30 protein-coding genes, 1 tRNA gene and 1 pseudogene are annotated in these 25,408 nt (G+C 62.6%); 15 read left to right on the top strand and 17 right to left on the bottom strand.

The features are described from left to right. The first annotated feature begins 1 nt into the window (after position 1). Both CDO35_RS15515 and CDO35_RS15510 read left to right on the top strand, forming a co-directional pair. Positions 2-77 (top strand) — tRNA-Thr (locus CDO35_RS15515). A gap of 142 nt (positions 78-219) precedes the next feature. After that, on the top strand, positions 220-546 hold the full coding sequence (locus CDO35_RS15510; protein WP_099525594.1) for a hypothetical protein: 327 nt from the start codon (positions 220-222) through the stop codon (positions 544-546). A 4-nt stretch (positions 547-550) separates the two neighbouring features. Here CDO35_RS15510 and CDO35_RS15505 read toward each other — a convergent pair whose 3' ends face one another. Beyond that, positions 551-1,597: a GGDEF domain-containing protein gene (locus CDO35_RS15505; RefSeq protein ID WP_099525593.1), complete on the bottom strand. Its 1,047-nt coding sequence runs from the start codon at positions 1,595-1,597 to the stop codon at positions 551-553. A 108-nt stretch (positions 1,598-1,705) separates the two neighbouring features. Continuing rightward, a complete protein-coding gene (locus tag CDO35_RS15500; protein ID WP_099525592.1) occupies positions 1,706-2,116 on the bottom strand; it encodes a GNAT family N-acetyltransferase in 411 nt (136 codons plus the stop codon). 140 nt (positions 2,117-2,256) lie between these two features. Here CDO35_RS15500 and CDO35_RS15495 point away from each other — a divergent pair, with 140 nt between their 5' ends. From CDO35_RS15495 to CDO35_RS15485, 3 genes are read left to right on the top strand one after another with little or no spacing between them, the layout of a single operon-like run. After that, positions 2,257-3,045 carry a PP2C family protein-serine/threonine phosphatase gene (locus CDO35_RS15495; RefSeq protein ID WP_099525591.1) on the top strand — a complete coding sequence of 263 codons (789 nt, stop codon included), beginning with the start codon at positions 2,257-2,259 and terminating at the stop codon, positions 3,043-3,045. A gap of 16 nt (positions 3,046-3,061) precedes the next feature. Continuing rightward, a complete protein-coding gene (locus tag CDO35_RS15490; protein WP_099525590.1) occupies positions 3,062-4,540 on the top strand; it encodes a serine/threonine-protein kinase in 1,479 nt (492 codons plus the stop codon). A gap of 15 nt (positions 4,541-4,555) precedes the next feature. Next, positions 4,556-5,458, top strand: a complete 903-nt coding sequence (locus CDO35_RS15485; protein ID WP_099525589.1) for an FHA domain-containing protein — start codon at positions 4,556-4,558, stop codon at positions 5,456-5,458. 221 nt (positions 5,459-5,679) lie between these two features. On the opposite strand, the gene CDO35_RS15480 is transcribed toward CDO35_RS15485, so the two are convergent. The 3 genes from CDO35_RS15480 to CDO35_RS15470 all read right to left on the bottom strand — a co-directional run bounded on the left by CDO35_RS15480 (position 5,680) and on the right by CDO35_RS15470 (position 7,436). Then, positions 5,680-6,009 carry a DUF2025 family protein gene (locus tag CDO35_RS15480; RefSeq protein ID WP_099525588.1) on the bottom strand — a complete coding sequence of 110 codons (330 nt, stop codon included), beginning with the start codon at positions 6,007-6,009 and terminating at the stop codon, positions 5,680-5,682. A 141-nt stretch (positions 6,010-6,150) separates the two neighbouring features. Then, entirely contained in the window at positions 6,151-6,558 is a 408-nt protein-coding gene (locus tag CDO35_RS15475) for an NUDIX hydrolase (protein WP_099525587.1), read from the bottom strand. A gap of 176 nt (positions 6,559-6,734) precedes the next feature. Further along, positions 6,735-7,436, bottom strand: coding sequence for a YebC/PmpR family DNA-binding transcriptional regulator (locus CDO35_RS15470; protein ID WP_099525586.1), 702 nt, complete (start codon positions 7,434-7,436; stop codon positions 6,735-6,737). Positions 7,437-7,944: 508 nt separating this feature from the next. On the opposite strand from CDO35_RS15470, the gene CDO35_RS15465 reads away from it, so the two are divergent. After that, complete coding sequence (locus CDO35_RS15465) at positions 7,945-8,652, top strand: NADPH-dependent F420 reductase (protein ID WP_099525585.1); 708 nt, start codon at positions 7,945-7,947, stop codon at positions 8,650-8,652. A gap of 6 nt (positions 8,653-8,658) precedes the next feature. Here CDO35_RS15465 and CDO35_RS15460 read toward each other — a convergent pair whose 3' ends face one another. Then, positions 8,659-9,393, bottom strand: a complete 735-nt coding sequence (locus tag CDO35_RS15460; RefSeq protein WP_084342019.1) for a sulfite exporter TauE/SafE family protein — start codon at positions 9,391-9,393, stop codon at positions 8,659-8,661. A gap of 139 nt (positions 9,394-9,532) precedes the next feature. Here CDO35_RS15460 and CDO35_RS15455 point away from each other — a divergent pair, with 139 nt between their 5' ends. After that, positions 9,533-10,426, top strand: a complete 894-nt coding sequence (locus CDO35_RS15455; protein WP_099525584.1) for an EamA family transporter — start codon at positions 9,533-9,535, stop codon at positions 10,424-10,426. Positions 10,427-10,508: 82 nt separating this feature from the next. Here the strand turns inward: CDO35_RS15455 and CDO35_RS15450 are convergent, their stop codons facing one another. The 3 genes from CDO35_RS15450 to CDO35_RS15440 all read right to left on the bottom strand — a co-directional run bounded on the left by CDO35_RS15450 (position 10,509) and on the right by CDO35_RS15440 (position 13,004). Next, positions 10,509-11,048 (bottom strand): DUF1003 domain-containing protein, encoded by a 540-nt coding sequence (locus CDO35_RS15450; RefSeq protein ID WP_099525583.1) that lies wholly within the window; start codon positions 11,046-11,048, stop codon positions 10,509-10,511. 63 nt (positions 11,049-11,111) lie between these two features. Further along, positions 11,112-12,635, bottom strand: coding sequence for a sensor domain-containing diguanylate cyclase (locus CDO35_RS15445; protein ID WP_099525582.1), 1,524 nt, complete (start codon positions 12,633-12,635; stop codon positions 11,112-11,114). An 87-nt stretch (positions 12,636-12,722) separates the two neighbouring features. Then, positions 12,723-13,004 (bottom strand): peptidylprolyl isomerase, encoded by a 282-nt coding sequence (locus tag CDO35_RS15440; protein WP_003462270.1) that lies wholly within the window; start codon positions 13,002-13,004, stop codon positions 12,723-12,725. Between the two features lie 167 nt (positions 13,005-13,171). Between CDO35_RS15440 and CDO35_RS15435 the strand changes: the two genes are divergently transcribed. Next, the gene (locus CDO35_RS15435; protein WP_099525581.1) at positions 13,172-13,513 is read left to right on the top strand and encodes a hypothetical protein; all 342 of its coding nucleotides are present in this window, start codon (positions 13,172-13,174) and stop codon (positions 13,511-13,513) included. Between the two features lie 135 nt (positions 13,514-13,648). Beyond that, complete coding sequence (locus CDO35_RS15430; RefSeq protein WP_099525580.1) at positions 13,649-14,098, top strand: hypothetical protein; 450 nt, start codon at positions 13,649-13,651, stop codon at positions 14,096-14,098. 11 nt (positions 14,099-14,109) lie between these two features. Here the strand turns inward: CDO35_RS15430 and CDO35_RS15425 are convergent, their stop codons facing one another. Beyond that, complete coding sequence (locus CDO35_RS15425; RefSeq protein ID WP_099525579.1) at positions 14,110-15,150, bottom strand: GGDEF domain-containing protein; 1,041 nt, start codon at positions 15,148-15,150, stop codon at positions 14,110-14,112. A gap of 185 nt (positions 15,151-15,335) precedes the next feature. Between CDO35_RS15425 and CDO35_RS15420 the strand changes: the two genes are divergently transcribed. The 3 genes from CDO35_RS15420 (at position 15,336) to CDO35_RS15410 (ending at position 17,696) form a co-directional block, all read left to right on the top strand. Then, a complete protein-coding gene (locus CDO35_RS15420) occupies positions 15,336-16,196 on the top strand; it encodes a CAP domain-containing protein (protein ID WP_099525578.1) in 861 nt (286 codons plus the stop codon). A 74-nt stretch (positions 16,197-16,270) separates the two neighbouring features. After that, positions 16,271-16,723, top strand: coding sequence for an Rrf2 family transcriptional regulator (locus tag CDO35_RS15415; RefSeq protein WP_099525577.1), 453 nt, complete (start codon positions 16,271-16,273; stop codon positions 16,721-16,723). Positions 16,724-16,808: 85 nt separating this feature from the next. Then, a complete protein-coding gene (locus CDO35_RS15410) occupies positions 16,809-17,696 on the top strand; it encodes an NAD(P)/FAD-dependent oxidoreductase (protein WP_099525576.1) in 888 nt (295 codons plus the stop codon). 1 nt (position 17,697) lies between these two features. On the opposite strand, the gene mdaB is transcribed toward CDO35_RS15410, so the two are convergent. Further along, positions 17,698-18,288 carry an NADPH:quinone oxidoreductase MdaB gene (gene mdaB, locus CDO35_RS15405; RefSeq protein ID WP_099525575.1) on the bottom strand — a complete coding sequence of 197 codons (591 nt, stop codon included), beginning with the start codon at positions 18,286-18,288 and terminating at the stop codon, positions 17,698-17,700. 153 nt (positions 18,289-18,441) lie between these two features. On the opposite strand from mdaB, the gene CDO35_RS15400 reads away from it, so the two are divergent. Next, a complete protein-coding gene (locus CDO35_RS15400) occupies positions 18,442-18,750 on the top strand; it encodes a putative quinol monooxygenase (protein WP_099525574.1) in 309 nt (102 codons plus the stop codon). Between the two features lie 85 nt (positions 18,751-18,835). Here the strand turns inward: CDO35_RS15400 and CDO35_RS15395 are convergent, their stop codons facing one another. Further along, positions 18,836-20,845: a peptidase U32 family protein gene (locus CDO35_RS15395; RefSeq protein ID WP_099525573.1), complete on the bottom strand. Its 2,010-nt coding sequence runs from the start codon at positions 20,843-20,845 to the stop codon at positions 18,836-18,838. A gap of 146 nt (positions 20,846-20,991) precedes the next feature. Between CDO35_RS15395 and CDO35_RS15390 the strand changes: the two genes are divergently transcribed. Next, positions 20,992-21,636 (top strand): YecA/YgfB family protein, encoded by a 645-nt coding sequence (locus tag CDO35_RS15390; RefSeq protein ID WP_099525572.1) that lies wholly within the window; start codon positions 20,992-20,994, stop codon positions 21,634-21,636. Between the two features lie 86 nt (positions 21,637-21,722). Here the strand turns inward: CDO35_RS15390 and CDO35_RS15385 are convergent, their stop codons facing one another. The 3 genes from CDO35_RS15385 to CDO35_RS15375 all read right to left on the bottom strand — a co-directional run bounded on the left by CDO35_RS15385 (position 21,723) and on the right by CDO35_RS15375 (position 23,925). Further along, the gene (locus CDO35_RS15385) at positions 21,723-22,544 is read right to left on the bottom strand and encodes an HDOD domain-containing protein (RefSeq protein ID WP_099525571.1); all 822 of its coding nucleotides are present in this window, start codon (positions 22,542-22,544) and stop codon (positions 21,723-21,725) included. 169 nt (positions 22,545-22,713) lie between these two features. Further along, positions 22,714-23,190: a serine protease inhibitor ecotin gene (gene eco, locus CDO35_RS15380; protein ID WP_099525570.1), complete on the bottom strand. Its 477-nt coding sequence runs from the start codon at positions 23,188-23,190 to the stop codon at positions 22,714-22,716. 114 nt (positions 23,191-23,304) lie between these two features. After that, positions 23,305-23,925: a substrate binding domain-containing protein gene (locus CDO35_RS15375; protein WP_243699094.1), complete on the bottom strand. Its 621-nt coding sequence runs from the start codon at positions 23,923-23,925 to the stop codon at positions 23,305-23,307. Positions 23,926-23,997: 72 nt separating this feature from the next. Between CDO35_RS15375 and CDO35_RS23035 the strand changes: the two are divergent. Continuing rightward, positions 23,998-24,126: pseudogene (locus CDO35_RS23035) on the top strand (DUF2798 domain-containing protein); the annotation flags it as partial. 20 nt (positions 24,127-24,146) lie between these two features. Here the strand turns inward: CDO35_RS23035 and CDO35_RS15365 are convergent. Next, the gene (locus CDO35_RS15365; protein WP_099525568.1) at positions 24,147-24,806 is read right to left on the bottom strand and encodes a cytochrome c oxidase assembly protein; all 660 of its coding nucleotides are present in this window, start codon (positions 24,804-24,806) and stop codon (positions 24,147-24,149) included. Then, positions 24,796-25,386: an SCO family protein gene (locus tag CDO35_RS15360; RefSeq protein WP_099525567.1), complete on the bottom strand. Its 591-nt coding sequence runs from the start codon at positions 25,384-25,386 to the stop codon at positions 24,796-24,798. Before CDO35_RS15360 ends, CDO35_RS15365 begins: the two co-directional genes overlap by 11 nt. Positions 25,387-25,408 lie beyond the last annotated feature (22 nt).

The following is a 25,408-nucleotide window of genomic DNA, read 5'->3' as shown; positions in this document are numbered from 1 at the left end:
CGCCGGTGTAGCTCAGTCGGTAGAGCAGCGCACTCGTAACGCGAAGGTCGTAGGTTCGATTCCTATCTCCGGCACCATTTCCAGCAAAGGGTCAGCTTCGGCTGACCCTTTGTCGTTTAGGTATGAAAATTCCCTCGTGTTGTTGTCAAAGCCGGTGTGATGATGGTTTTCGGGGTTCAGGCGGGCGATGCCTGGCCCCGACTCAGATGGGAGGTACTCATGTTCATTCGTTCGCTTGTGTTGATCCTGACTACGATGTTGGCCGGTGCTGCGTTTGCTGATCAGCCGCAGACCATTCGCGTCATTCCCAAGAGCTACGTCAGCCCCGGTGCCAGCGGCAGCGTCTCGGGCTCGTCGAGTTATGAGCAGCACAACCTCTATGGCGGGCAGCGTCTGCCGCAGGGCAGCGTGCGTCAGGAAAGCAGCTATGGCAGCTATTCCAGCGAAACCCGTGGTGGTATTCGCCAGAGCACCGAATATCCGGGCGGGCTGATCATCGAGCGTCAACCGGGCAGTGGCAGTTATCAGCAACAGCGCAGTCGCTGATCTATCAGGGGTTGGCGGCAGCCTTGTTCTGATCGCCCGGCGCATCGGCGATCACCGCGCGATTGCGCCCCTCGCTCTTGGCTCGATACAGGCATTCATCGGCGCGCTGCAACCAGCCTTCCCAGTGTTCACCACTGTGCAGAATGGCGCCGCCGATGGAGACGGTCACCGCGCCGCCTGGGCTCTCCAGCTCATTGGCGACCCGGCTCAGCAGGTTTTGCGCAGCGGCGCGCAGGCCCTCGGCTTCGGTATTGGGCAGCAGCAGCAGAAACTCCTCGCCGCCGAAGCGGAACAACCGGTCTTCCTTGCGTGAGCAGCGCATGATCAGCTCGACGAAGGCCACCAGCACCTGGTCGCCGACGTGGTGGCCGAAGCGGTCGTTGATCTGCTTGAAATGGTCCAAGTCCATCACCAGCAGGCCGTAGCTGTCGCTGTGGCGGCGATGGCTGGCCATGGCGATCTTCAGTTCTTCGTTCATCGCTCGGCGGTTGCGTGCCCCGGTCAACGGGTCATGAATGGCCAGCGATTGCAGCTGGTCGCGCTGGGTGCGGGTGCGGAAGGCGAAGATGAAGCTGAGCACACTGGCCATCATGCAGGTGACCAGGAACGACACCATCTGGTAATGACTTTCGAACACGCTGCCGGGCACCAGCAGGGCGTGGCTGACCAGGCTGATCAGCACCACGGAGGTCGCCAACAGCGCCTTGCCAGGCGTGACCATGAAGAAGTTGAAGAGAATAAGCGGATAGATCCAGAACAGGCCGTTCACGCCCAGGTTGATGGCGATCAGCGTGGCGCCGACCGAGAACACGGCGGCCAGGTAGATACCGGGTTTGACCGTGTCGCGAGTGAACCAGGCGTAGAGCACGGCGAACAAGGTGGAAAAAACGATGACGGTGTCGGCGATACCGACCAGGTAGTTGCCGTGTAGCAAGCGGTAGACGGCGTAAGGAGAGATGCCGATGACGCCGAACAGCCCCATCAGGGTGATGATCGATAGCTGGAAATCGTTGCGCAGGCGCTTCAGCAAGCGAGCGGTCTGGGTAGCCATAGCGTTTCTTTTCGTTGTTATGGAACAAGCATGCAGAGCTTTGACCGCTAATGGCAAGGGGCATTCCTGAGCAAAGTGCCAGTATTTTTGCCCTTGGCGACAGGTTGTTCAGTGGATACGCAGCGCGATAAGCGATTTTCCGCGTTGGTAGCGGGCCAGCCGTTGGGCTAACTCGGTCGGCAGGCTCTGACAGCTCTCGAAGCCCAGACGCTGATAGAAGGTGCGCAGCTCGGGGTGACAGAACAGCCAGACTGGCTCGGGATGTAGCGCCAGGCTGTGACTGAGCAACGCCGCTGCCACGCCTTGGCGCCGCAGCGCGGGGGCGACGAACAGGCCAGTCAGCCACTGTCCTCCCGCTACAGGACGAAGGCTCAGGGTTGCGACGATCTCGCTGGCGTTTTCCGCCACCCACAGTTCATCCCCCGCCTGGCTGCGCATCGGCGAGCGGTGGTCGCGGTAGAACTTGTCGACCAGAGGTCGCAACTGGAGGGGCAAGCGGCGAAAGCGCGGTGAGGTCATGGGCTCAGGTGGCGGATCTGGCGGCTTATTTAACCATCGCATTTTGGTTAACGGTTGCGCATTTACGGCGTGGCGGGCGGTGACAGCCCGTTCGCGTCGCCGCATCATGGGAAATCGCATTTTGCTCAAGGATTCGCCGCGTGTCTCAGTCCTCTCCTGTATCCGTGGTGTTCGCTGCGCAAAGCGTTGCCGGCCAGGTACGCACGCATAACGAGGATGCTCTGGTCTGCCGTCCCGATCTGGGCCTGTGGGCGCTGGCCGATGGCATGGGTGGGCATGAGCGTGGCGAGGTGGCCAGTGCCTTGGCGCTGGAGGAGCTGGTGGGCGCCGTGCAACAGGGCGAGGAGCTATTTGCAGCGGTGCATGCAGCCCACCTGGCTATCGCCGCGGCGGCGCGACCTGTTGCGGGCGAGGCTGGCATGGGCAGTACGCTGGTTGCCGTGCGCCTGGACGGGGATGAGTTCGAGCTGGCCTGGGTTGGTGACAGCCGCGCCTATCGCATCGGCAGCGAACATATCGAGCAGCTCAGTCACGACCACAGCTGGGTCCAGGTCATGGTCGATGCTGGCCAGATGAGCACCGAGGAAGCGCGTGAGCACCCACGACGTAACGTGATCGTGCAGTGCCTGGGGCAGGTTGGAGATGCACCTGATGTTGGCCTGCTGCGTGTCCGACTGGCGCCGGACGAACTGCTGCTGTTGTGCAGCGACGGGCTGACTGGTGAGCTGGACGACGCCGCTATCCAGCGCTGTTGCGCTGAAGCGGCCACGCTCGAAATGATGGTCGAGCAGCTGGTGGGGCTGGCCAATAGCCATGGCGGCAGAGACAATATCAGCTGTATCGTCCTGGGCCTTGGCCCGGCTGCCGAACCCCGTGAAGCGTCGCCCCTCGGCCTGCTGCGCAAGTTGTTCAAATCCCTTAAACCCTGAGCGCCAGTCGAGCCGCATGAGCCAGCCCTCCATCAGCGTACCCGGTTACAGCATTCACCACCGCCTCGGCAAAGGCGGCATGGCCGAGGTCTATCTGGCTACCGAGCAGGCGCTGCAGCGCCAGGTGGCGCTCAAGGTGCTGTTGCATCGCGAGGACGCAGCCTTCACCCAGCGCTTCATCAAGGAAGGCCATACCGTCGCCTCCCTGCAGCATCCGTCGATCATTACCATCTACCGCATCGACCAACTCGACGATGGCCGCCATTTCCTCGCCATGGAGTACCTGGCAGGCGGCGATCTGGCTCAGTACAAGGGCCAGACTCTGGAGCCGGCGCGTGCGCTGCGCATCGTCCGGCAGATCGCCAGCGCCCTGGCGCTGGTGCACGACAAGGGCCTGGTGCACCGCGACATCAAACCCGGCAACATCCTCTTTCGCGACGATGGCACTGCGGTGCTCAGCGATTTTGGCGTGGCCAAGGAGCTGCAGCTCGACAGCGAACTGACCCAGTCGGGCATCGCCGTCGGCAGCCCGGCCTACAGCAGCCCCGAGCAGGCGCAGTGTCAGACGCTGGACGCACGCAGCGACATCTACAGCCTGGGCGTGATCCTGCTGGAGATGCTCAGCGGGCATAACCCCTTTCGCGGCGGCAGCTACACCCAGACCCTGATGAACCAGTTGCAGCTGGAGGCGCCGCCGCTGCCGGAGTCGCTGAGCGAGCTGCAGTGGCTGCTCGACCGCATGCTGGCCAAGGACCCGGAAGATCGTTTCGCCGACTGCCACGTGCTGCTGGCCAGCCTCAATGAACTGCAGGATGCCGACCAGGACCAGACCCGTCTGAGCCCGGCCGTCAGCCTGCCGCCTCGTCCATCCCGGCGGCGCTGGCTGCCCTGGGCCGTGCTTGGCCTTCTGCTGCTCGGAGTGGGTAGCGCAGGCGGCTACTACTGGCAACTGCAGCAGCGCATCGCCGGGTTGCTCGTGCTCGCTGAAACGCGCCTGAGCGAGGGGAGTCTGCTGACCCCGGCGCAGGACAACGCGGACTATTACTTTCGTCAGGCGCTGGCCCTGGACGAAGACAACGCCCAGGCCAGCGATGGTCTGCAGCGTGTGCAGCAGGCCCGTATCCAGCAGTATCTCGAGCTGGCCGAGCAGCGCCTTGGCGAAGGCTTGCTGGTTTTGCCCGAGGACGACAGTGCGGTGTATTACTTTCGCCAGGTGCTTGGCTGGGAGCCCGACAACCTGCTGGCCCTGGCAGGCATCAATCGCGTGGCGCAGCGTTTTATCGAGCAGAGTGAGGCGGCCTATGCGCGGCGCGAATACAACCTGGCGCTGGAGCAGATCAAGCAGGGTCTCGAGGCCGAACCTGACAACGAACGGCTGCTGGCCCTTTATGACAGCCACGAGCAGCGCGTGCGTCAGGCCGCGAGCCGCCCACGCAGCGCTCAGCCAGCCCAGCAAAACCCGATCAAACGTCTGCTGAACAACCTATTCGACTGACCCGAGGCGACCACGATGCTTAGACTGCAGTTCCTGGATAACCGCCAAGCACCCATCTGGCTGACCGACGAACGCCTGACCATCGGCCAGGACAGCCGCAACCAACTGGTGCTCGGCGATGCCGGAATCGCCAGTTTCCACGCCGAGATCCGCCAGGACCACGGCTATTACTACCTGAGCGATGCGGGTCAGGGCGCTACCTGGGTCAACGATCAACGCGTCGGTACACGCTTTCAGCTACGCGATGGTGATCGTTTACGCCTGGGCGCCGTCGAGCTGCAACTGCTCGACCCGGCGAAAAGTGCGGCCAGGCCCGAGGCCGCAGCGCCGCGTTGGTTTCTGCAGGTGATTCAGGGCGAACACCAGGGGCGTAAATTTCATGTCCATGGCTCGATGACCTTCGGCCGTTCGAGCAAGTGCGAGCTGTGCTTCAGCGATCTGGAGCTGTCGCGCCGGCATTGCGAGTTCTTTCTCAAGGACGACGTGCTGGAGGTCAAGGACCTCGCCTCGGCCAACGGCGTGCTGGTCAACCAGCAGAAGGTCAGGACCGCCGTGCTGCAACCGGGCGATCAGTTGAAGATGGGCACGGTGACGCTGCTGGTGATCGGGCCGAAGGTCAGCGTGAGTGATGCGCCCGACGAGGATGCCACCCAGTTCATGCGAGTGGCGGACCTGCCGCCAGCTTTGGCTGCCAAGGCAGCTGGCGGCGCTACGCAGATCGCCCCGGTACCACAGGCGGCACGCGTCAGCGCCAAGGCTGCGCCGGCGGCGGCCAACCCCCTGCGTGCGGCTCAGTCCCGGCCTGTACCTGTTGTCGCGCCACCTGCGGCCAGTGCGGGCAAACTGTGGCTGGGCGGTATCGTGTTGCTGCTGATCGGCGTGGGCCTTGGCGCCGTCGCGGTGCGGCTATTGGGCTGAGGCGGGGCGTGTCGCCCGATAGAACCTGCATGGCGGGTTGCACCCGCCCTACGGGGTAGCGGTCGTGTCGTAGGGCGGGGGTACCCCGCCGTTGTGGTACCGGTGGGTTGGTGCGCACGCCTGGGCTGCCCCGGGACACTCTACGATTCCGGGCGTCGCCAGATGGTGCACCACCCGTAGGGTGCGCCATGCGCACCGAATGCTTCGAAATACGCTGAATCTCAGGCCGGTGTCAGACGCCGCCGCTCGGCGCGTATTTCCGGCAAATCGCTGCGGCGCAGGTAGACGCGCAGCGGCTCAGCGAGATTCACTCGATCATCGATGCGTTGCTCCTGCAGCCAGGCTAGGCGTTGGCGATCCAGGCGCATCAGTTCGCCCTCGTCAGCGTGCCAGACGTATTCGCAGGTAGGCGTGATGGTTTCGGCCGGTACGTCGAGACCGAAGCTGTCTTCGGAGAATCGCAGCAGGTACTGCTCGGTCTTGGCGTTGAAGCCGACGAAACCCTGCAGCTGGTCGGCGGCCTCGCAGATTTGGGTGGACGTGATACTCATGGCAAACCTCGTTTCCTGTGGGGTTTGCAGGCAAGGCGAATGGTTTTGTTTATCGGCGCAGCCTAATCGCTGGTGTTTTCACCCGCGTTGTCGTGGATCAAGAAATTGCCGCGAGCGGTTTTGATGCCGTGAGCGACGCTCTTATACAGACGGCTGCCGTTTCAGGGCCGGCAGCACCTGATCGCGCAGCAGTGGCGCCAGGTCGTCAGGAAGGGGCAGGGAAGTATCGAGCCAGCGCAGTTCCTCCAGCTCGGCAGCCGGTTGTACGGCGTGGGGGAGGGCGGCGTGAAAGATGTCTGCCTGCACCCAGGTATCGGCCTCGTTGGCGGCGGGCGCCTGAAATTGGCCGAGTGGTTGCAGTGCGCCGGCCTGCAGTTGCAGCTCCAACTCTTCGAGCAGCTCACGCTGGAGCGCAGACAGCGCATCTTCGCCCGGCTCACGTTTGCCGCCAGGCAGCATGAAGAATCGGGTGTTGCGCTTGCGCACGAGCAGCAGGCGGCCTTGTTCGTCGAACAGGCAGGCGGCGGCAATGTGCAGGGTGGTTGGCATGGAAAAGAGGCCCGGTCAGGGCGCCCGTGGCGCCTTAGAGGCTTTTTACGATCTAGCGAGCTAGAGCCGGGCTAGGCAAAAACAGGCGAGGAAGCGGAATGTACTTTTGTACATGAGCATTCCGAGCCTGTTATTAACAACGCCCGGCCGACGCGCAGCAGATCGTAAACAGGTTCTCAGCCGGCTAGGCCGACGTAAACGTTCTGCACGTCATCGTGGCCGTCGATGGCCTCGAGGAAGGCTTCGACTTCTTCCATCTGCTCCGGTGTCAGGCTGCTGACCGGGTTTTTCGGGCGGTAGCCGAGCTTGGCCGAGTTGACGGTGAAGCCCTGCTCGGGCAGAGCCTTGCACACGGCGTCGAGGTCGGTCGGGTCGGTGATGAACAGGGTCGAGCCCTCATCATCGGGCACGAAATCCTGAGCACCTGCTTCGATAGCCGCCAGTTCCGGGTCGGAGCCATCTTCAGTGCTGGCTTCGATCAGGCCGACGTGGTCGAAGTCCCAGCTGACCGAGCCAGAGGCACCGAGTTGGCCCTTGCGGAACAGCACGCGAATCTCGGCGACGGTGCGGTTGACGTTGTCGGTCAGGCACTCGACGATCACCGGCACCTGATGGGGGGCGAAGCCCTCGTACTGGGTGCGCTCGTAGTTGACCACTTCACCGGAAAGGCCAGCGCCTTTCTTGATGGCGCGATCCAGAGTGTCCTTGGGCATCGAGGCTTTCTTGGCCTGGTGCACGGCCAGGCGCAGCTTGGGGTTCATGTCCGGGTCGGCGCCGTTACGCGCGGCGAGCATGATTTCCTTCACCAGCTTGCCGAAGATCTTGCCTCGGGCATTGGCGGCGGCTTCTTTGGGTTTGGCTTTCCACTGGGCGCCCATCTGGGGTCTCCTGGCCGATAGGTGAGACGGCGTCGCAGCGCGCAGGAGCGGCCGGACGATCACTTAGGCTGCGGATTCTAGTGCCTTGCGGCGCTGGCGGCACGCGCAATTTCCCGGATGGTGTTTTTGCGGTGGGGATTGCCGACGCAGCAGGGCTGCGCCGGCAAGTAGGGGCTCAGGTGGTTGGCGAGTGGCTGCCGAGCAGGGTTTGGCCATGTTTCTTCTCGCGCTTGGCCATGCGTTTCTCGTGCGCCGTTTTCAGCGGCTTCTTCTTGCTTTCTTTGTGTGAATCCATGCTTTTGCTCATGGTCGTGGCTCCGGGAAGCAGGTCATTGACTGGGGATGCTTTCGAATCACTACCACCTCCTCGGCTCCTGTAGCCGGCTGCAACGCGGGATTGCCTTTCAAGCATAGCTGGTGGGCAACACCCTGTTGCGAATCGTTGGCCGTCAGGGCGCCTGTTTTTCCTATGCTTGCTCTTCTTCGTCACTCGCTCGAGGAGCTCAACATGTCTGGTTTATTTCACCGTTTCGCCGCTGCGCTCGGCTTGCTTGTGCTGCTGGGTGGCGCCCCGGTGCAGGCAGACACCTTGCGTATCGGCATCATAGGTACCGGCAATATCGGCAGTCCGTTGGCACGGCTGTGGGTCGAAGCGGGGCATGAGGTGATGATCTCCTCGCGCCATCCAGAGCGTCTGCAGCCGTTGGCCGACGAGCTGGGTGAGCGGGCGAAAGTGGGCACGCCACGTGAGGCGGCGGCCTTTGGTGAGGTAATTCTGCTGGCGGTGCCTTATGCGGCCACGCCACAGGTCGGCCGTGATTACGCTACGGAGCTGGCCGGCAAGGTGGTGCTGGACGCCGGTAATCCGCGCCCTGGGCGTGACGGGGCGATGGCCGAAGAAGCTGTCGAAATGGGCGCCGGGTTGGCCTCGCAGCAGTTTTTGCCGGGCGTGCGCCTGGTACGCGCCTTCAATGCCATCGCCGCCTACAACCTGCGCAGCCAGGCCCATCGCAGCGGCGAGAAACTGGCTATCCCGCTGGCCGCGGATGACGAGGCGGCGCTGGAAGTGGCGGCACGTCTGGTGACTGATGCTGGCTTTGACCCAGTGATAGTCGGGCCGCTGGCCAGCGCCAAGTCCTTCGATTTCAACAGCGGCGTGTCGGCGCGAATGCCTACCGCTCGTGAGCTGCGCGAGCTGCTGCGGTTGCAGCCTTAGCAGGTGTCAGAGATAACGCCAGATCAGCTGCACGCCCGCCAGCAGAATGCCCAACCGGGCGATGCGGTAGAACCAAAGGTGGTTGACCCGTGACTGCAGCCACAGGCCGCTCCATACGCCCAACGGCACGATGGGGGCGAGCATCAGGCTGAGCAACAGGTTTTCCTGGGTGAACTGACCCAGCGCTGCGTAGGGAAACAGCTTCGCCGCGTTGGTCAGCAGGAAGAACAGGTTGATGGTGGCGACGAAACGGACCTTCTCCAGTTGCTGCGGCAGCAGGTGCATCATCACTGGTGGGCCGCCGGCATGGGCGACGAAGCTGGTGAAGCCGGCCAGACTCGACAGCAGTGTGCCGCGCCCTTTATGCAGTGGGCGGGGTGCCTGGTTGCCAACTACCAGGCCGAGCCCGACGAAGATAATGGCGATGGCGCCGATCAGCAGGCCGATGGCGCGTTCGTCGAACAAACCGAACGTCATCGAGCCGATGGCGATGCCGATGACCGCACCCGGCAACATGACCTTGAGATTGGCCGTATCCCATTTGCCCCAGTAGGCCTTGAGGCCCACTACATCGGCCAGACAGAGAATCGGCAGCATGACTGCCACCGCCTGTTTCGGCGACGTGGCCAGTGCCAGCAACGGCACGGCGATGCCGCCCAGGGCGCCACCGAAGCCACCCTTGGACAGCCCGGTGAGAAACACCGCGGGCAAGGCGAACAGAAGGAAATCGTGCAGAGTCATGGGTTTGGCGTACCACTACAGAAGCGCGCAGGTTAGCAGCCGGCAGTGGCTGTGTGGCTTTTTTCCTCGGTCTCTGTGTCTGTCTGCTGCGGGGTGAGGCTGTTCTAATGCCGGCTCACTCAACTCGAGGTTTTTGCTCATGACCCCCAAGGATCTGCTGCTGGCGCTGCTGGTGATCGTCGTCTGGGGGCTGAACTTCGTGGTCATCAAGATCGGCCTGCACGGCATGCCGCCGATGCTGATGGGCGCCCTGCGTTTCATGCTCGCGGCGTTTCCGGCGATCCTCTTCGTGCGTCGGCCGCAGGTGTCGCTACGCTGGATGCTGGCCTATGGCATGACTATTTCCGTGGGGCAGTTCGCCTTTCTCTTCTATGCCATGTACGTCGGTATGCCGGCTGGTCTGGCGTCTCTGGTGCTGCAGTCGCAGGCGTTCTTCACCCTGTTCTTCGCCGCGCTGTTTCTCGGCGAGCGGCTGCGCGGCAGCAACCTGTTCGGTTTGCTGGTGGCGGCCAGCGGCCTGGTATTGATCGGTCTGCAGGGCGGGCAGGCGATGACCCTGGCCGGCTTTGCCCTGACCATCGCCGCTGCCTCGATGTGGGCGCTGGGCAACGTGGTCACGCGCAGGCTGGGCAAGGTCAATCTGGTCGGCCTGGTGGTCTGGGGTAGCCTGATCCCGCCGCTGCCGTTTCTGGCGTTGTCGCTGTGGCTGGAAGGACCGGAGCTGGTCAGCCACTCGCTGCGTAGTCTCAGTCTGGACTCGCTGCTGGTACTGGCTTACCTGGCATTCGGTGCCACCATTCTCGGTTACGGGCTTTGGAGTCGTCTGCTGTCGCGCTATCCGGCCAGCCAGGTGGCGCCGTTCTCGCTGCTGGTGCCGGTGGTGGGTATCAGCTCCTCGGCGTTGTTGCTCGACGAGCGCCTCGGCAGCTTGCAGATGGTCGGTGCGGCGCTGGTGATGGCCGGGCTGCTGATCAACGTGTGGGGCGGGCGCGTGCTCGATAGCTGGCGGCAGCGCGAGCCGACGCTGCCTTAGGGTGCGCTGCGCACCTGGCCGGAATGCCTGAAACTCTGGTGCGCACGGCGCACCCTAAGGTGCAAATGCGGCCCGTGTCGGCTCAGTCTTGCGGGCGTTTCTCCGGCAGACGTTCGAGTATCTGGTCCAGACGTTGCTGGATGCGTTGGTCGATCTTCTCGTGCAAGCGCATGATTTCCAGTTCGGCGCGCAGGTTCACTTCGAAGTCCAGGCTCGCGGCCAGACGATCCTTAGCCGCCTGACGGTTCTGGCTCATCATGATGATCGGCGCCTGGATCGCAGCCAGGGTCGACAGCATCAGGTTGAGGAAAATGTAAGGGTAGGGGTCGAAGGCCATGCCGAAGTGCGACAGCACGTCAGTGTTGAGCAGCATCCAGCCGAGCATGGTCAGTGAAAAACAGATGATGAAGGTCCATGAGCCGCCTACCGATGCGACCCTGTCGGAAAGCCTCTCGCCGAAAGATGATTGTTCATCCGACGCATCGGCAGCATCGCGGCTGATGGGGCGACGCTGGCGAATCTGTTCGAGCACATGGCTTTCTTCCGGCTCGAGTTCGTGGATTGCCTTGCCGAGCAGATTCTGGGCGAGTTGTTGCAATGGGTGCGGGGTGTTGTTGCTCATCGTGGCCATTCATCCGAGGCAAAGACGTCGAAGCGATGCTGAACTGCTTCAGGCGTCTTGTCATCACCGATGTTCGCCATCGACCTCGGTGCTTTCCATGCGGTTGCGGCCATTGCTCTTGGCTCTGTAAAGCGCCTGATCAGCCGCTTGGATCAACGCCAGCGCCAGTACCGAGCTGTCCTGCTGATCCAGGGTCAGGTTGGCGACGCCGGCACTGACGGTGACCCGCGCGAACGGGCTGGCTTCATGACGCAGGTGGCGCTGCTGCAGAGCCTGCATGAAGCTCTGGGCCACGGCCTCGGCACCCTCGCTTGTGGTGTTCGGCAGGATGACCGCCAGCTCCTCGCCGCCGTAACGTGCGGCCAGGTCGCCGGGGCGACGCATGCACTGCTTGAGCAGCGCCGCCACCGCACGCAGGCAGTCATCACCGGCTACATGGCCGTAACGATCGTTGTAGCGCTTGAACAGATCGATATCGAACAGCAGCAGTGACAGCGAAGAACCGCGGCGCTGGGCTCGGCGAATCTCCACTTCCAGGGTCTGGTCGAAACTGCGGCGGTTGGCCAGGCCGGTCAAACCGTCCTGTGAGGCGAGCACTTCCAGTCGTGAGTTGGCGTCGAGCAATTCTTCCTGAGCGCTGAGCAACTGGCGCTCGGTGCGTGAGCGGCGGCGGATGTCGAGGATCAGGCGTTGGCCGATGACGCCGACGGCTACCAGCAACAGCAGAATCAGGCTGGCGAACAATTGGGCATTGTGGCGCCAGGCGGCCAGGGCATCATCGCGGCCTAGGGCGACGATGGTAATCAGTGGTAGACGATCATTGCGGTGGAAGGCATAGACACGTTCGACACCGTCGATTCGTGAGGTTTGTGCGATGGTGCCCTCACGGTGCTCGCGCAGCAGTTGCAGGATGGGCGAGTCGGACCAGTCCATGCCGACATCCTGTTCACGGAAGGGCTGGCGAAACAGGAGCTTGGCGTCGCCGGTGGAGAGGCTCATCGAGCCGTGCTCGCCGAGATCCAGGCTGCCGAAGAAGCTGAGAAAGTGCTCAACGTCCAGGGTTACCGCGACCACGCCAGCGAAGTGCCCCTGGTCATCGTTCAGCCGCCGGCTGACGCTGAAGACCCAGTCACCGGTGATGCGGCTTTTGATGGTGGGGCCGATGAAAATATCGCTGGAAGGATCGTCGCGGTGGTGAACGAAGAAGGCGCGATCAGCGGCATTGAGGTTGGGTGTGGGCGATGATGCCGATGCAATCAGGCGATTGCCACGCGAGTCATAGGCGACGATGGCATTGGCCAGTCCAAGCACTTCTGCCTGCTTTTGCAGCAAGGTCTGGAGACGCTGTGGTTCGTGCTCGGCCGCGCCGTTCTGCAGGCGATCGGTGAGTTCGATCAATACCAGTTCGGACTGCCGAATGACCCCGGCTGTGTAGTTGTCCAGCGCCTGAACCAGGTTGAGGTTGGCGACGTTTAGTTCATGCAGCGCGCGCTCACGGGAAATCCAGACCTGCCAGGCGGTGAGCAACGCCAGCGACAGGCAAATGAATACCAGCAGAATGGAGGTGAGCCGAATACCGCGTTTCATGTCCGAAACCCAGAGCCCTACTGCGTAAGTGTTGAAAAGGCTTGGGAAAAAGAAGAGCCGCAGTAGCGGCCCTTCCGTTGCGTGTTGTCAGTCCTGGCGGCTGGTGACTTCCAGCAGGTGATAGCCGAACTGGGTCTTCACCGGGCCTTGCACCACGCCGACCGGTGCGCTGAAGACCACTGTGTCGAATTCCTTGACCATCTGGCCGGGGCCGAACGAGCCCAGATCGCCGCCGCTGCGGCCAGACGGGCAAGAGGAGTTGTCTTTGGCCAGTTGGGCGAAGTCGGCACCACCTTCGATGGCGGCTTTCAGTTCGTTGCACTTGTCTTCGCTGGCAACCAGGATGTGGCGGGCAGTGGCGCGGGCCATGGGAGTACCTCCTATCAATGAAGGTGCAGAGCCTAGCGCAATCGCCTCGACAAGCAAACGGTCGGCCGTTCGTCCATCTGTGAGGAGCCGTTTCGGCGTCTGGCTTGTCCCATCCTCTGTAAGTGGGCATTTGCCCTGAACTCAGGCTTCACTGAGGAGACTTGCGGATGAACACCCTGAGCATCGACGGTTGGCGCAAGGCCGACAATGACAGCAAATCCATCCCTATCGGCACGCTGCAGTTCTATGTCAGCGAGGCGGAGCACTTGCGCCTGGAGCAGGCTGAGGAGCAACTGCAGCGCAGCGGCGTCAGGGACGCGATGATCGACGCAGACATGCAGACGCTGGAACTGGTCATGCCGGACGGCTTCGGCCCGCTGAGCGAATGCAAATGGCGCGTCTACATCGGCGGCGAAGAAGGGCGTGGCCAGTTTCATCTGGTCGGCTACAGCGCCGAAGATGGCTGCCTGATCTACAGCAACGCGGTAATGGTCGATCTATTGGGTTGACCGCTACGGGCAAACCCTTGCCCCGGGGTGGCAAGTCCATGCCGCGACGTCGTATGAATACCCCGTATTTACTGGGCTGTAGCGGCTGGCCCGGAATCTGCTTTGCATGAGGCGAACGGATTTCGCGGAGGCCTCATGACCAGTATCAACAACAGCACGCCTGCCATGCTCAGCTACTACGGTAGCCAGCTCAATAATCGTTCGTCTGCGACCAGCGGCGAAGCCGACGGTCAGGCCAGTCAGGATCCAGTTGCCGACTTGCGGCGTTTTGCCAAACAGGTGGTGGCGCGCAGCGAGGGCGGACTGCTGCGCGCGATGAATGGCGGCGCGGCGCAGCCCAGCAATACCGTTCAGCGCAGTGGCGACAGTCAGCCTGCGGTGCCGTCGGTGATTCAATTGCCGGACGTGATGCAACTCGATCGCGACGATGCCGCCAAGCTGCTGGCACAGGTGCAGAAGATGGTGGATGCCGGCATGGACGGCAGCGTGCGCATCGCCGGGCACAACGGCGACAAGCAGACCGACTCGCTGGAAACCTACCGCCAGTGGCTGCAGGAAAAGGGCGGGGTCAGTATCTACGTCTGATCCGCACTCGCTCAGCTCAGAATGGGCTCTGCGTCCTCTCGGGTGATCACCCGATTGCGCCCGGCGCGCTTGGCCGCGTAGGTGCGCCTGTCTGCCGCCAGCATCAGTTCGTCCAGTGATTGCCCATCTACCCCGAAACAGGCTACGCCGGCGCTCAGCGTCATGTGCAGCGTGGTTTCATCCACCGTCAGCGATTGCGCAACCAGGCGTTCGCGCAGGCTTTCGGCGATTTCCCGAGCTTGCGCTGCCTTGCTGCCGGGCAGCAGCACGGCAAATTCCTCTCCGCCCAGGCGACAGAACAGATCAGTGACCCGTAAACGCTGCGCCAGAACCTTGGCGAAGTGAACCAGGGCACGGTCACCGACCTCGTGGCCAAAGCGGTCGTTGATCTGCTTGAAGTGGTCGATATCGACGAATACCAGCGAAAGCGGTGTGCCATTGCGCAGCGCATGGGCACGCTCACGCTCGAATACCTCGGCCAGCTTCAGGCGGTTTGGCAGGCCGGTCAGAGAATCGGTGGTCGCCTGATCGGTCAGGCGCTGCTCATTGAGCAGGCGGCTGCGCTCGTAAATGTGCGCGAAAATCATCACCGCCAGACTGGCGAGACCGAGATTGGCGATGATCTCGACGTTTTGCAGCAATTCATCGGACGAAAACCGCTGACTGAAGACGAACAGGCCGACACCGACGAACACGATCGAGCCGTACATCCCCAGGCGCAACCCCAGCAATAGATAGCAGATGATCGGAATTGTCTGTATCCAGGCGAACACCGCGAAGGTCGTGGTGGTCTGAGCCAGCGCCACAATCATGATGCTGAAGAACGGCAACAGGTAAATTGCGGTCAATAGCTGCAGGTTGCGTGTTTTATCGATGATGGTCAGCAGATACAGCGACACAGCGGCATAGCCGATCTCCAGACCGGCCAGCAGCCAGTTGTCGTGCAACAGATTGACGACCGAGAAGAACAAACCGCCGCTCAAGGTGATCCATAGCAAGGCTTTAAGGACCAGGCGGCGATGTTGTTCGTTCTTGGCGAAGTAACCGGGCATTAGTGTTCTCAGGCGGGAGAGGCGAGTGCATAAGTTGTGTGATGACGATAGATGGCGTCATGCAGGAACCCTGCCGTTCGGCCGCGATGCCAATGTACGCGGGCGTTCGATGGGATCAGGAAACCGGCCATGACCCTGCGCCGGGAATTGCGTCAGAATCACGACGTTAGTTGGGAGAAGGCTGTATGACAACAACAATGAGCAAATGGGCAAGGCAAGGCTGCCTGCTGGCACTGCTGTTGATGGGGATTGCGGGCACGGCTCAGGCGGCTGAAGACCTTGAGCTGATCGAGACGATCAACAGCTATCGCAGCGAGGTGCAACGCTGCGGCGTGCAGGCCTCCGAGCCATTGCCACCGTTGACCAACGATCCACGCCTGATCCTGCCTGCCAACGGCACTGCGGACCTGCAGGATGCGCTGAGCGCGGCCGGTTACCCGTTGGTCAACGTACAGGCCATCACGCTCTCCGGCCCGCGCAATGCGCAGGCTGCCATGCAGGCCTTGAGCGAGAGCTTCTGTCGCGTGATGCTCGACCCTCAGTTCATCGATATCGGCGTCAGTCAGCAGGATCGCGACTGGCGCATCGTGCTGGCCCGGCCGCTGCTCAGTGGCCGGCTGCAAACCTGGCAGACCGAGGGGGAAAGTCTGCTCCTGCTGATCAACTCCGCTCGCGCCGAGGCGCGCCAGTGCGGTGACCAGGCCTTTGCCGCTACTACGCCGCTGGTATGGAGCGCCGAACTGGGCAGCGCCGCCGAGAGCCATAGCCGGGCCATGGCCAATGGCAATTTCTTCGCTCATCAGGGGCGTGACGGCCTCACGCCGGGTGACCGCGCGGAGCTGGCGGGTTACAGCGGTACCAAGGTCGGCGAGAACATCGCCGCAGCGCTGGATACCACCGCCAAGGTGGTCGAGGGCTGGCTGGCCAGCTCCGGGCATTGCGCCAACATCATGAACCCGGAGTTCAGCGAGCTAGGCGCCGCCTATGCCAATGACCCGCAGAGCGATGCCGGCATCTATTGGACGGCGCTGTTTGGCGGCGAGTGAGCCGCGCACGTCATGGCGAATGTGGCGCGCGCGCGGTATGGTGCGGCCCCGGCAACACGACAGCAGGATGACCCTTGAGAACTGATAGCCGCCTCTCGCGCATGCTTCATGTGCTGCTGCATATGGCCCGCGATACTGGGCCCGTGACCTCCGAGCAGATCGCCGCGATGCTGGGCACCAATGCCGTAGTGGTGCGCCGTACCCTGGCAGGGCTGCGCAAGGCTGGCTACGTGCGGGCCGAGAAGGGATACAACGGTGGCTGGATGCTGTCCTGCGCTCTAGACGAGGTCAGCCTGCTGGACATTCACCACGCTGTCGGTGGGCCCAGGATTTTTGCTATAGGTACTGACCATGACAACCCTGAGTGTGCGGTTGAACGGGTCGTAAACGCAGCACTGCACGATGCCATGCAGCAGGCCGAGCGCCTGCTGCTTGAGCGCCTTGGCTCGGTGACCCTGGCCGATCTCTCTGGTGAATTCAACGCCCTCTGCGGTACTCACGACTTCTCCCGCCCCCGCTCTCCCTGACTGACGGTCGCTGACACAGGCTTCTAATGCTTCGATCATTAGTGTAACTTCAAAAATTACATTATTGATTGAAAAGAGGTTTTCCATGCAGTACGACGTGATCATCATCGGAGGTAGCTATTCCGGTTTGTCGGCTGGTCTGCAACTGGCACGCGCCCGGCGCAAGGTGCTGGTGATCGATGCAGGGCGGCGGCGTAACAGATTTGCCGAGACATCCCATGGCTTCCTGACTCAGGACGGTGCTTCGCCAACTGACATCGCTGCCGAAGGGCGCGCGCAATTGATGGAGTACGAAACCGTAGACTGGTTGCCGGCTAGAGTCGACCGGGTTCAGCGTGGTGACCAGGCGTTCACTGTCGTCGATGACAAGGGCAAGACGTATAAATCTCGCGTGCTGATTCTTGCCACGGGTGTCGTGGATGTATTGCCAGAGGTGCCCGGGTTGGCAGAGCGCTGGGGGCGACAGGTATTCCATTGCCCTTACTGTCACGGGTATGAGTTGCAGCAAGGACGAATCGGTGTGCTGGCCAGCTCCGTGCTATCGATGCATCACGCCTTGATGCTGCCAGATTGGGGGCCGACCACTCTGCTGCTCAATGGCAGCTTCGAGCCTGATGCCGATCAGCTGGCGCAGTTGCAGGCGCGTGACGTTAGGGTAGAGCGTGGTCTTGTTGAGCGCCTGACTGGCGACACCATTGAGGTGGTGATGAAGGACGGACGCATGCTGGCGTTCGATGGCGTGTTCGTCGTCACGCAGTTGCAGGCGTCACCGTTGGCACAGCAACTGGGCTGCGAGCTGGAGGAGGGGCCGCAAGGCTCATTTATTCGCACCGATGCGATGAAGGCAACCACGGTGCCGGGTGTTTTCGCCTGCGGCGATACCGCCAGGGCAGCTGGTAACGTTGCCCTGGCGGTTGGGGATGGTGCTCTGGCCGGTGTGGCCGCACACCGGGCAATGATGCTCGGCTTCTGATTTACCGCTTGGCCTGGAAAACTTCGGCCAGGTGCTGCTCGTAGCGCGCCACGTCCTGCTCGATACTCGGCACTTTCATCACGTCGTTGCAGATGAAGGTGGGCAGGCCAGTCATGCCGAGGAATTCGTTGGCCTTGTGGAAGGGGAAGTACACCGCGTCCACGCCTTTGCCTTCGAAGAAGTCAGACGGATCTTCGAAGGCCTGCACCGGGGCGTTCCAGGTCAGCGATAGCATGTACTGCTTGCCCTGGATGAGCCCGCCGCTGCCGTACTTCTGCGAGGCGTCGGAGCGAGTACGCCCGTCGTTGGCATAGAGGCTGCCGTGACCGGCGGTGAACACCTCATCGAGGTACTTCTTCACCGTCCAGGGCGCGCCCATCCACCAGCCGGGCATCTGGTAGATCACCACATCGGCCCAGAGGAATTTTTGCACTTCTTCTTCGACGTCGTAGCCGCCGTCGATAAAGGTGGTCTTGACGTCGAATCCGGCGCGGTCGAGGAAGGCCACTGCTGCATCATGCAGGGTGGTGTTGTACTGGCCGTGGGAATGGGCGAACGCTTTGCCGCCGTTGAGCAGGAGGATCTTTTTCATGGGGGTTCTCCAAAAGATGTGCTTGCAGGTTATCCAGCCCTGCGCGTGCGAAACACCCCGAAACGGTCAAATCATTGTTGACTGAAAATCATGAAAGGCTCGCTGAATGCTGCGTTAAGGTGAGGCATCTTCCCACATCGAGGAACCTGCTTCATGTACGGCTTCATCCTTCACGCCCACACCAGACCCGAACAGTCCGAGGCCTTCGAGCAACTGTTTCGCGCATACGTCGAACCCAGTCGTGCCGAGCCCGGCTGCATCGAATATCACATGCTGCGCGACGCGCAGGACCCAACGCTATTCATCTTCTACGAGGTGTGGGCGTCACGGGAGGCGCTGGCCGAGCACACGGCGTTGCCGCACATGCGCGCGTTTCACGACACGCGCATGGACTACCTGAGACGTGATTTCGACATTCGCGAGATCGCAATGCTCAGCCCGGCGAGTGCAGCGCGAGCCTAGTTCGCGATCCGTAGGAGCCAGCTTGCTGGCGTTTGTTGTGGTAGCCCGGGTTGCATCCGGGCTACCACAGCAGTCGAGGCTGGGCTCAGTGGCTGTATCCCGGCTTCTGGCGAATGGTCTTGAGCAGGTCGTCGGGTGAAATGTGCCCGACCACCTGAGTCGCCGCGCTGCCCGGTTGCGGCAGGTCGAGAATGTGACCCTTCATCTTGCCGATCACGTGCATCTCGCACGGCTTGCAGTCGAACTTCAGGGTCAGCACTTCATCGCCATGCACCAGCTGCATCGGTGCGACCTTGGTCTTCACGCCGGTCACACCCTTGGCCTGTTTCGGACACAGGTTGAAGGAGAAGCGCAGGCAGTGCTTGGTGATCATCACCGGCACTTCGCCTTCTTCTTCGTGCGCCTCGTAGGCGGCGTCGATCAGTTGCACGCCGTGGCGGTGGTAGAAGTCGCGGGCCTTCTGGTTGTAAACGTTGGCCAGGAACGACAGGTGCGATTCCGGGTACACCGGCGCTGGGTCGGTCTCGGCCTTGCGGCCCCCACGTGGGTGGGCAGCGATGCGCGCTTCGGTGAGTGCTTCGATGGCGTCGCGGCGCAGTGCCTTGAGCTGCGAGTTGGGCACGAAGAACGCTTGCGGTGCATCCAGCGTCACGCTCTGGGCGTGGTAGATGGTGGTGCCAAGCTGGGTGAGCAGGTCACGCAGGCCATCGAGTGCCTGTTCCGGCTTGTTGGCCACACCGAACGGGCCGGGCAGGGCAACGTCGACGCTGATGCCTTCCTCACTGGTGGCGGTGAGCTTGAGCGCATCTTCACGCAGCACGGCCTTCCAGCTCACGCCAATACGGCGCTCGGCGCTGGTGCGTTGCAGCGCCTGCTGCCAGTTATGGTCGAGGTTGCGCGAGAGCGGATGATTCGGGCGCAGACGGAACAGGCCTTCGGGCATCTCGTTGGGCTCGACGCGGTAGCGGTAGCGCTTCTCACCGTCTTCCTCGAACTCACCTTTCAGCTCGGCGATGTTGGCGCGGAAACCCACCACCTCGCGTTTGACCAGCACGTTGAGGCCGTCGCCGTTGGACAGCGGTTCATGGGTGACGGCGATCAGGTCGCGCTTGTTGACCTTCTCGACGTGACCGACGGAGAGGCCGGTGAAGGTCGGCGAGTCGAAGGCGCCGATGTCCACCTTGCGCTCGGTGACGAAGTAGTCGGTGCTGCCGCGGTGGAAGGTCTTGTCCGGATCGGGCACGAAGAAGTGCGCGGTGCGGCCGCTGGAGGCGCGGGCGAGGTCCGGGCGGTCTTCGAGAATGGCGTCGAGCTCGCGGCGGTAGTGGGCGGTGATGTTCTTCACATAGGCCATATCCTTGTAGCGGCCCTCGATCTTGAACGAGCGCACGCCGGCCTCGACCAGGGCGCGCAGGTTGGCGCTCTGGTTGTTGTCCTTCATCGACAGCAGATGCTTCTCGTAGGCGATCACGCCGCCTTTTTCATCCTTGAGGGTGTAGGGCAGGCGGCAGGCTTGCGAGCAGTCGCCACGGTTGGCGCTGCGCCCGGTCTGCGCGTGGGAAATGTTGCATTGGCCGGAGAAGGCCACGCACAGCGCACCGTGGATGAAGAACTCGATGGCGGCATCGGTCTCGTCGGCGATGGCGCGGATTTCCTGCAGGTTCAGTTCGCGTGCCAGTACCAGTTGGGAGAAACCGGCCTGGTCGAGAAACTTGGCCCGTGCCAGGGTACGAATGTCGGTCTGGGTGCTGGCGTGCAGCTCGATCGGCGGAATGTCCAGCTCCATCACCCCCATGTCCTGCACGATCAGTGCATCCACGCCTGCGTCGTAGAGCTGGTAGATCAGCGCGCGCGCCGGCTCCAGCTCGTCGTCATGCAAGATAGTGTTGATAGTGGTGAACACCCGTGCGTGATAGCGGCGGGCGAACTCCACCAGCCTGGCGATATCGCTCACCTCGTTGCAGGCATTGTGCCGCGCGCCGAAGCTCGGGCCGCCGATATAGATGGCGTCGGCGCCATGCAGAATGGCCTCGCGGGCGATTTCGACGTCACGCGCAGGGCTGAGCAGTTCCAGGTGGTTCTTGGGCAAGGACATGGTGTTTTCTTTTATCAGGCTGGCACACGGGCAAGGCGCGCATTGTACCGGGCTGCGGCCCGCTGGGCACTCGCCAGATGCCGGACGGCTGGCAATACGCGCCGATGCAGGTACAGTAGCGGCCTTTTTCAGGCGGAGGCGTGGCGATGGACAACAGAGGGTTGGAGAAGCTCGATCAGTGGCTGCTCAAGTACGGCAACGATGACTCGATCCTCTCTGCCAGCGAACTGGACGGCTTCTTCGCCGCCGTCGTCTCCGCCCCACGCCAGGTTGCGCCTGCTGTCTGGTACTCGGCGATCTGGGCTGACCAGCCGCCGCAGTGGCCGAGCGACAAGGATGGCGAGCGCTTCATGAAGCTGGCTGTCGAGCTGATGAGCGAGGCGGCCTACATGCTCAGTGAAGAGCCGGATGACTATGAGGCGATCTTCCTCGCCGACGACAACGGCAAGGGCGAGAAGCTGATCGTCTCCGAATGGTGCGCGGGCTATCTGCGTGGTGCGGCGGTGGCCGGTTGGCTGGAGGCGGCGCTACCCGAGTCGGTTGCGGCGGCGCGGGCGCTGATCACCCTGCACGGCGACGAGAGCGGCAGCGCTACGCTAAAGGCCATGACCGACGCCGAGTACGACGCGAGCACGGCACTGCTCGAGCCGGCCGCCGTCGAACTGTACGAGTACTGGCAACAGAATCTGGACCCCGTGTTGCCGGTACGCCGTGATGACGCCAAGGTCGGGCGCAACGATCCTTGCTCCTGCGGCAGCGGCAAGAAATACAAGCAGTGCTGCATGCGCTGATATCACCTCTGCAGGTGCCGTCTCGCTGACGATTGACGCGTCAGGCCGTCGGCACCTGCAGCTTGTGCGCGTGTCTGGCGGCGGTGTTAGCCGAGCAACTCGGCAAACGCCTTGTCCGCCTCCAGCACCGCTGGCAAGGCTTCGAACAGCTTGTTCAGGTCGACTTCCTCGAACAACGGGCCTTCCAGGCTCTGCCGCGCCGCCTCGCTGACGCCGTCCAGCTCGATGGTTTCCGCAACGGTCACTGACTGCGCGACCAGGCGCGCGTAACTGCTGTCACTGGGCGCCTGAGTCGGACGTGCCTGATAGGCAATGGCGTGCTGGATAAGCGCTGGCAACTGCCAACGAAGCGCCAGTTCGGCGCCTACTTCCGGGTAGCCGAAGCCCAGTTGCAGGGTTTCCTCGGCGGCGTGGGCCGCGGCCTCGCGTTTCGGATGGCGGTTCATGCGGCGGGCGAAATCCGGTGCGCCGGTCTGGATCAGCAGCTCGCCGATGTTGTGCATCATGCCGCAGGTGAAGGCGGCGTCGGTGTCCAGTTTCAGCTGCTTGGCCAGGCTGCGGGCGATACTGGCGACGCGAAAGCTGCGAATCCAGAAACCTTTGAGGTCGAAGCCGGTATCGACCTGAAACGCGCCCGTCATTGCCGAGGCCAGCACCAGCGTGCGCAGGGTATTGAAGCCCAGGCGCATGGCGGCGTCTTCGACGCTTACCGCTTCACGGGCCCCGCGAAAACGCGGCGAGTTGGCCAGGCGCAGGACCTTGGCAGCGATGACTGGGTCGCGCTCGATATTGCGCGCCACGCTTTCCAGGCTCGAAGACGGGTTGTCGAACTGTTGAATCAGCTCCTGCGCGACCTTCGGAATGCTGGGCAGGGTGTGCAGTTGAGCGAACAGACTTTCTATATCCATGGCAACTCCGTTAGGGAAGAACGCTGCAGTTGCGTTCGATGAGGAATAGCTCTCTGAGCATAGCTGTGCCTGACGCATCAGCCAGTCCCATAGTTGCTATTTAGAGCCTTTTCCATGGTCGTTGCCGGTCAGAAATGCCCGCCCCGAGGGGCGGTTTTTCGACGATGGTTTACTGACGCGGCGCCACGCTGGTTTCGGCCGCGGCAGACCACACGCGGTAGCGCACTTCGACATCTTTGGGCGCGTAGATCACCAGCGGCAGCTTGCTGTTGTAACGCACCAGTTGAGGCTCGCCGCCAACGCGCACGAAGGCCTGCTTGCGGCTGTTGTCCGGGCAGGCCATCAGGGTGCTCATGGCCGGGCCGACCTGGTCCAGTTCGTAGTAGCTGTAGCCCCAGCCTTCCACGGTCTTTTCCTGCCACTGGCCGCCCAGGCGTTGCTGGTTGCAATCCACTTCCAGGGTCTTGCCGGCGATGATCTCCACCTTGTGCTCGGCTTCGTTGGCTTGCGCCGGCAACTCGATCACATGGCGGCTGTAGCCATCGGCTGCGGCGGGGTAGGGCTTGAGTGCTTCCGGGGTGGCAGCACAGGCGGCCAGCGGCAGGGCGCAAAGGAGGGGGAGCAGCGGCAGTTTGAGTCGGTTCATGATGAGTCCTTGCTGAAAGGCCTTTGGGGCCGTCCGTGATGAGGGAACCGCCAGGTCGGCGGCGCAGCACTGACCGTTGTGAATAGGCCAGGTTCCTGCGTTTTTCAAGCTATCTCAGCGTGCCTCGGCTGAGGGTTTCAAGTCGGCGGGCAGGGCGTGTTGCAGGTAATCGATGAACAGACGAACTTTGGGCGTCAGCTCGTAGCGGCCACGCACACACAGGTAAAAGTCCAGTGGAGCGCCGGTCGCACGGCTGTCTGTAGGCGTTGCCGAGGAGAACAGTTCGACCAGGTCACCACGGGCCAGGTAGGGATCCGCGACAAAGGACGCCAGGCGGGTGATGCCGCCGCCTGACGCAGCGCACTGTGCCAAGGCATCGATATCGTTGCTGCTCATGCTCACTCTGACCTGGGCATCAAAGTGCATGCCTTCGCGAACGAAGCCCCAACGCAAGAAGCGCCCATCGGTGGCGACACGAAACAGCAGGCAGTCGTGGTCGCGCAATTGTTCGGGTTCACTGGGCTGCCCTGCGCGCTGCAGGTAGGCGGGTGCAGCGCAGAAGCGCGTCTGCGCAGTGGCGATGCGTCTGGCCACCAGGCCGCTCTGCAGTTGCTGCTCAATGTGGATACTGATGTCCACGCCTTCCTGCACGTGATCGACGCTGCCGTCGGTGGTCAGCAGTTCGCAGCGGATGCGCGGGTACTGAGCCATGAAACCGGGGATCAGTGGAGCCAATACATGGCGACCGAACGCTGCACTGGTGGCGATGCGCAACTGCCCGCGTGGCTCGTCCTGCAAGTCGGCGACCGCGGCGCGGGTTATCTGCAGGCAGTGCTGAGTGCTTACAGCCTGGCGATGCCGGTCGCGTTCGTATGCGTGATGCTGGTGCGGCCGATCGTGCTCAAACTGGTGAGCCTGACCGTGCGCTTGCCGTGAACGGCATGCCGGGACGTGTGCTATCGGGGCGGCCCCGCCTCGATGCCTGGACGCTCATCATCCCCGAGCAGGCGGACTACCAGTGCCAGTGTGGCGCCGAGGTAGACCAGCGCACTCCAGCCTGCCATCAGCATGCCCCCCAGGCGTTGGTCGTCCAGGGCTTGTAGACCGAAAGCCCCCAGGCACAGTTCGGGAGGGTAGATGAGCCGTGGCGCCATGATCAGAACGAGCCCCAGCATGGTCATGTGGGCGAACGTCAGGAAAAAACCGCACAGCGTCAGCACTAGCCCCTGCTGGGTCTGCCTGGCGAAACCCAGTAGCCAGATGGCCAGGCCAACGGCCAGGAAGCTGGCCTGCTGCGCAACGAACAGGGGGGCGTGCAAGGCGGCGGCTTCGTGCGCGGCAGGCAGGTGCCAGCCCCACACCACCACCAGCTCGGCGATGAAGGCGGCGCTGAGCCAGCTTGCCCTTGCGTAACGGTCGAGACGGAGCCCGGAGCGCGCCAGGCCGATGGCCAGCAGCGGGGCTGCGAGCGCCACGACGCCCAGGTGCAGGATCATGTGCAGCGAGAACGCCGTGCGGCTCATGGCCGGCAAAGGGCCAAGCCAGAGGGCTGCCAGTATCAGCAAGCCCAGGTGCAGAGGCCAGTTACGTGATGATTCGGTGCGCTCAGTTTGCATCGAGGTAGTCACCGATACTGCTTGCCAGGTGTTCGGGGGTGACGCTCTGTGCGAACAGTTCAACCAGACGTCCGCCCGGGGCTACCAGGTAGAGGCTGGTGGTGTGGTCGAGCAGGTAGGTGCCGTTGGCCTCGCGCCGCGCGACATACACTCCATAGGCGTCGGCTGCCTGCCTGACCTGCTGGACATTACCGCTGAGGCCGATAATGCGCGGGTCGAAGAAGCCCGTGTAGCGCTGCAGAAGCTGTGGGCTGTCGCGTTCCGGGTCGAGGGTAATGAACACGGGTTGCAGGTGCTGGCTACGTGGGCCGAGTTTGTCCAGCGTCTTGGCGACCGTGGCCAGGGTAGTCGGGCATACATCCGGGCAATGGGTGAAGCCAAAGGACAGCAGGACCCAGCGTTCGGCAAAACTGTTTTGGTCTATGCGTCGACCCTGATGGTCGACCAACTCGAATGACCCGGCGACTTCCCCGATCCGCGCGGCCGCCGGTACGGCAGCCGGCCAGAGCTTGTAGGCCAGCGGCAAGCCTGACAGCAATAGGCTGATGCAAATTGCCGTGCCCCATAGTGATCGCCTCATCCTGCTCTCTCGCGTCGCGTCC

The sequence above is a fragment of the Pseudomonas sediminis genome, assembly GCF_002741105.1.
Classification (GTDB): Bacteria; Pseudomonadota; Gammaproteobacteria; order Pseudomonadales; family Pseudomonadaceae; genus Aquipseudomonas; species Aquipseudomonas sediminis.
This window is presented reverse-complemented; position numbering and strand designations above follow the sequence as displayed.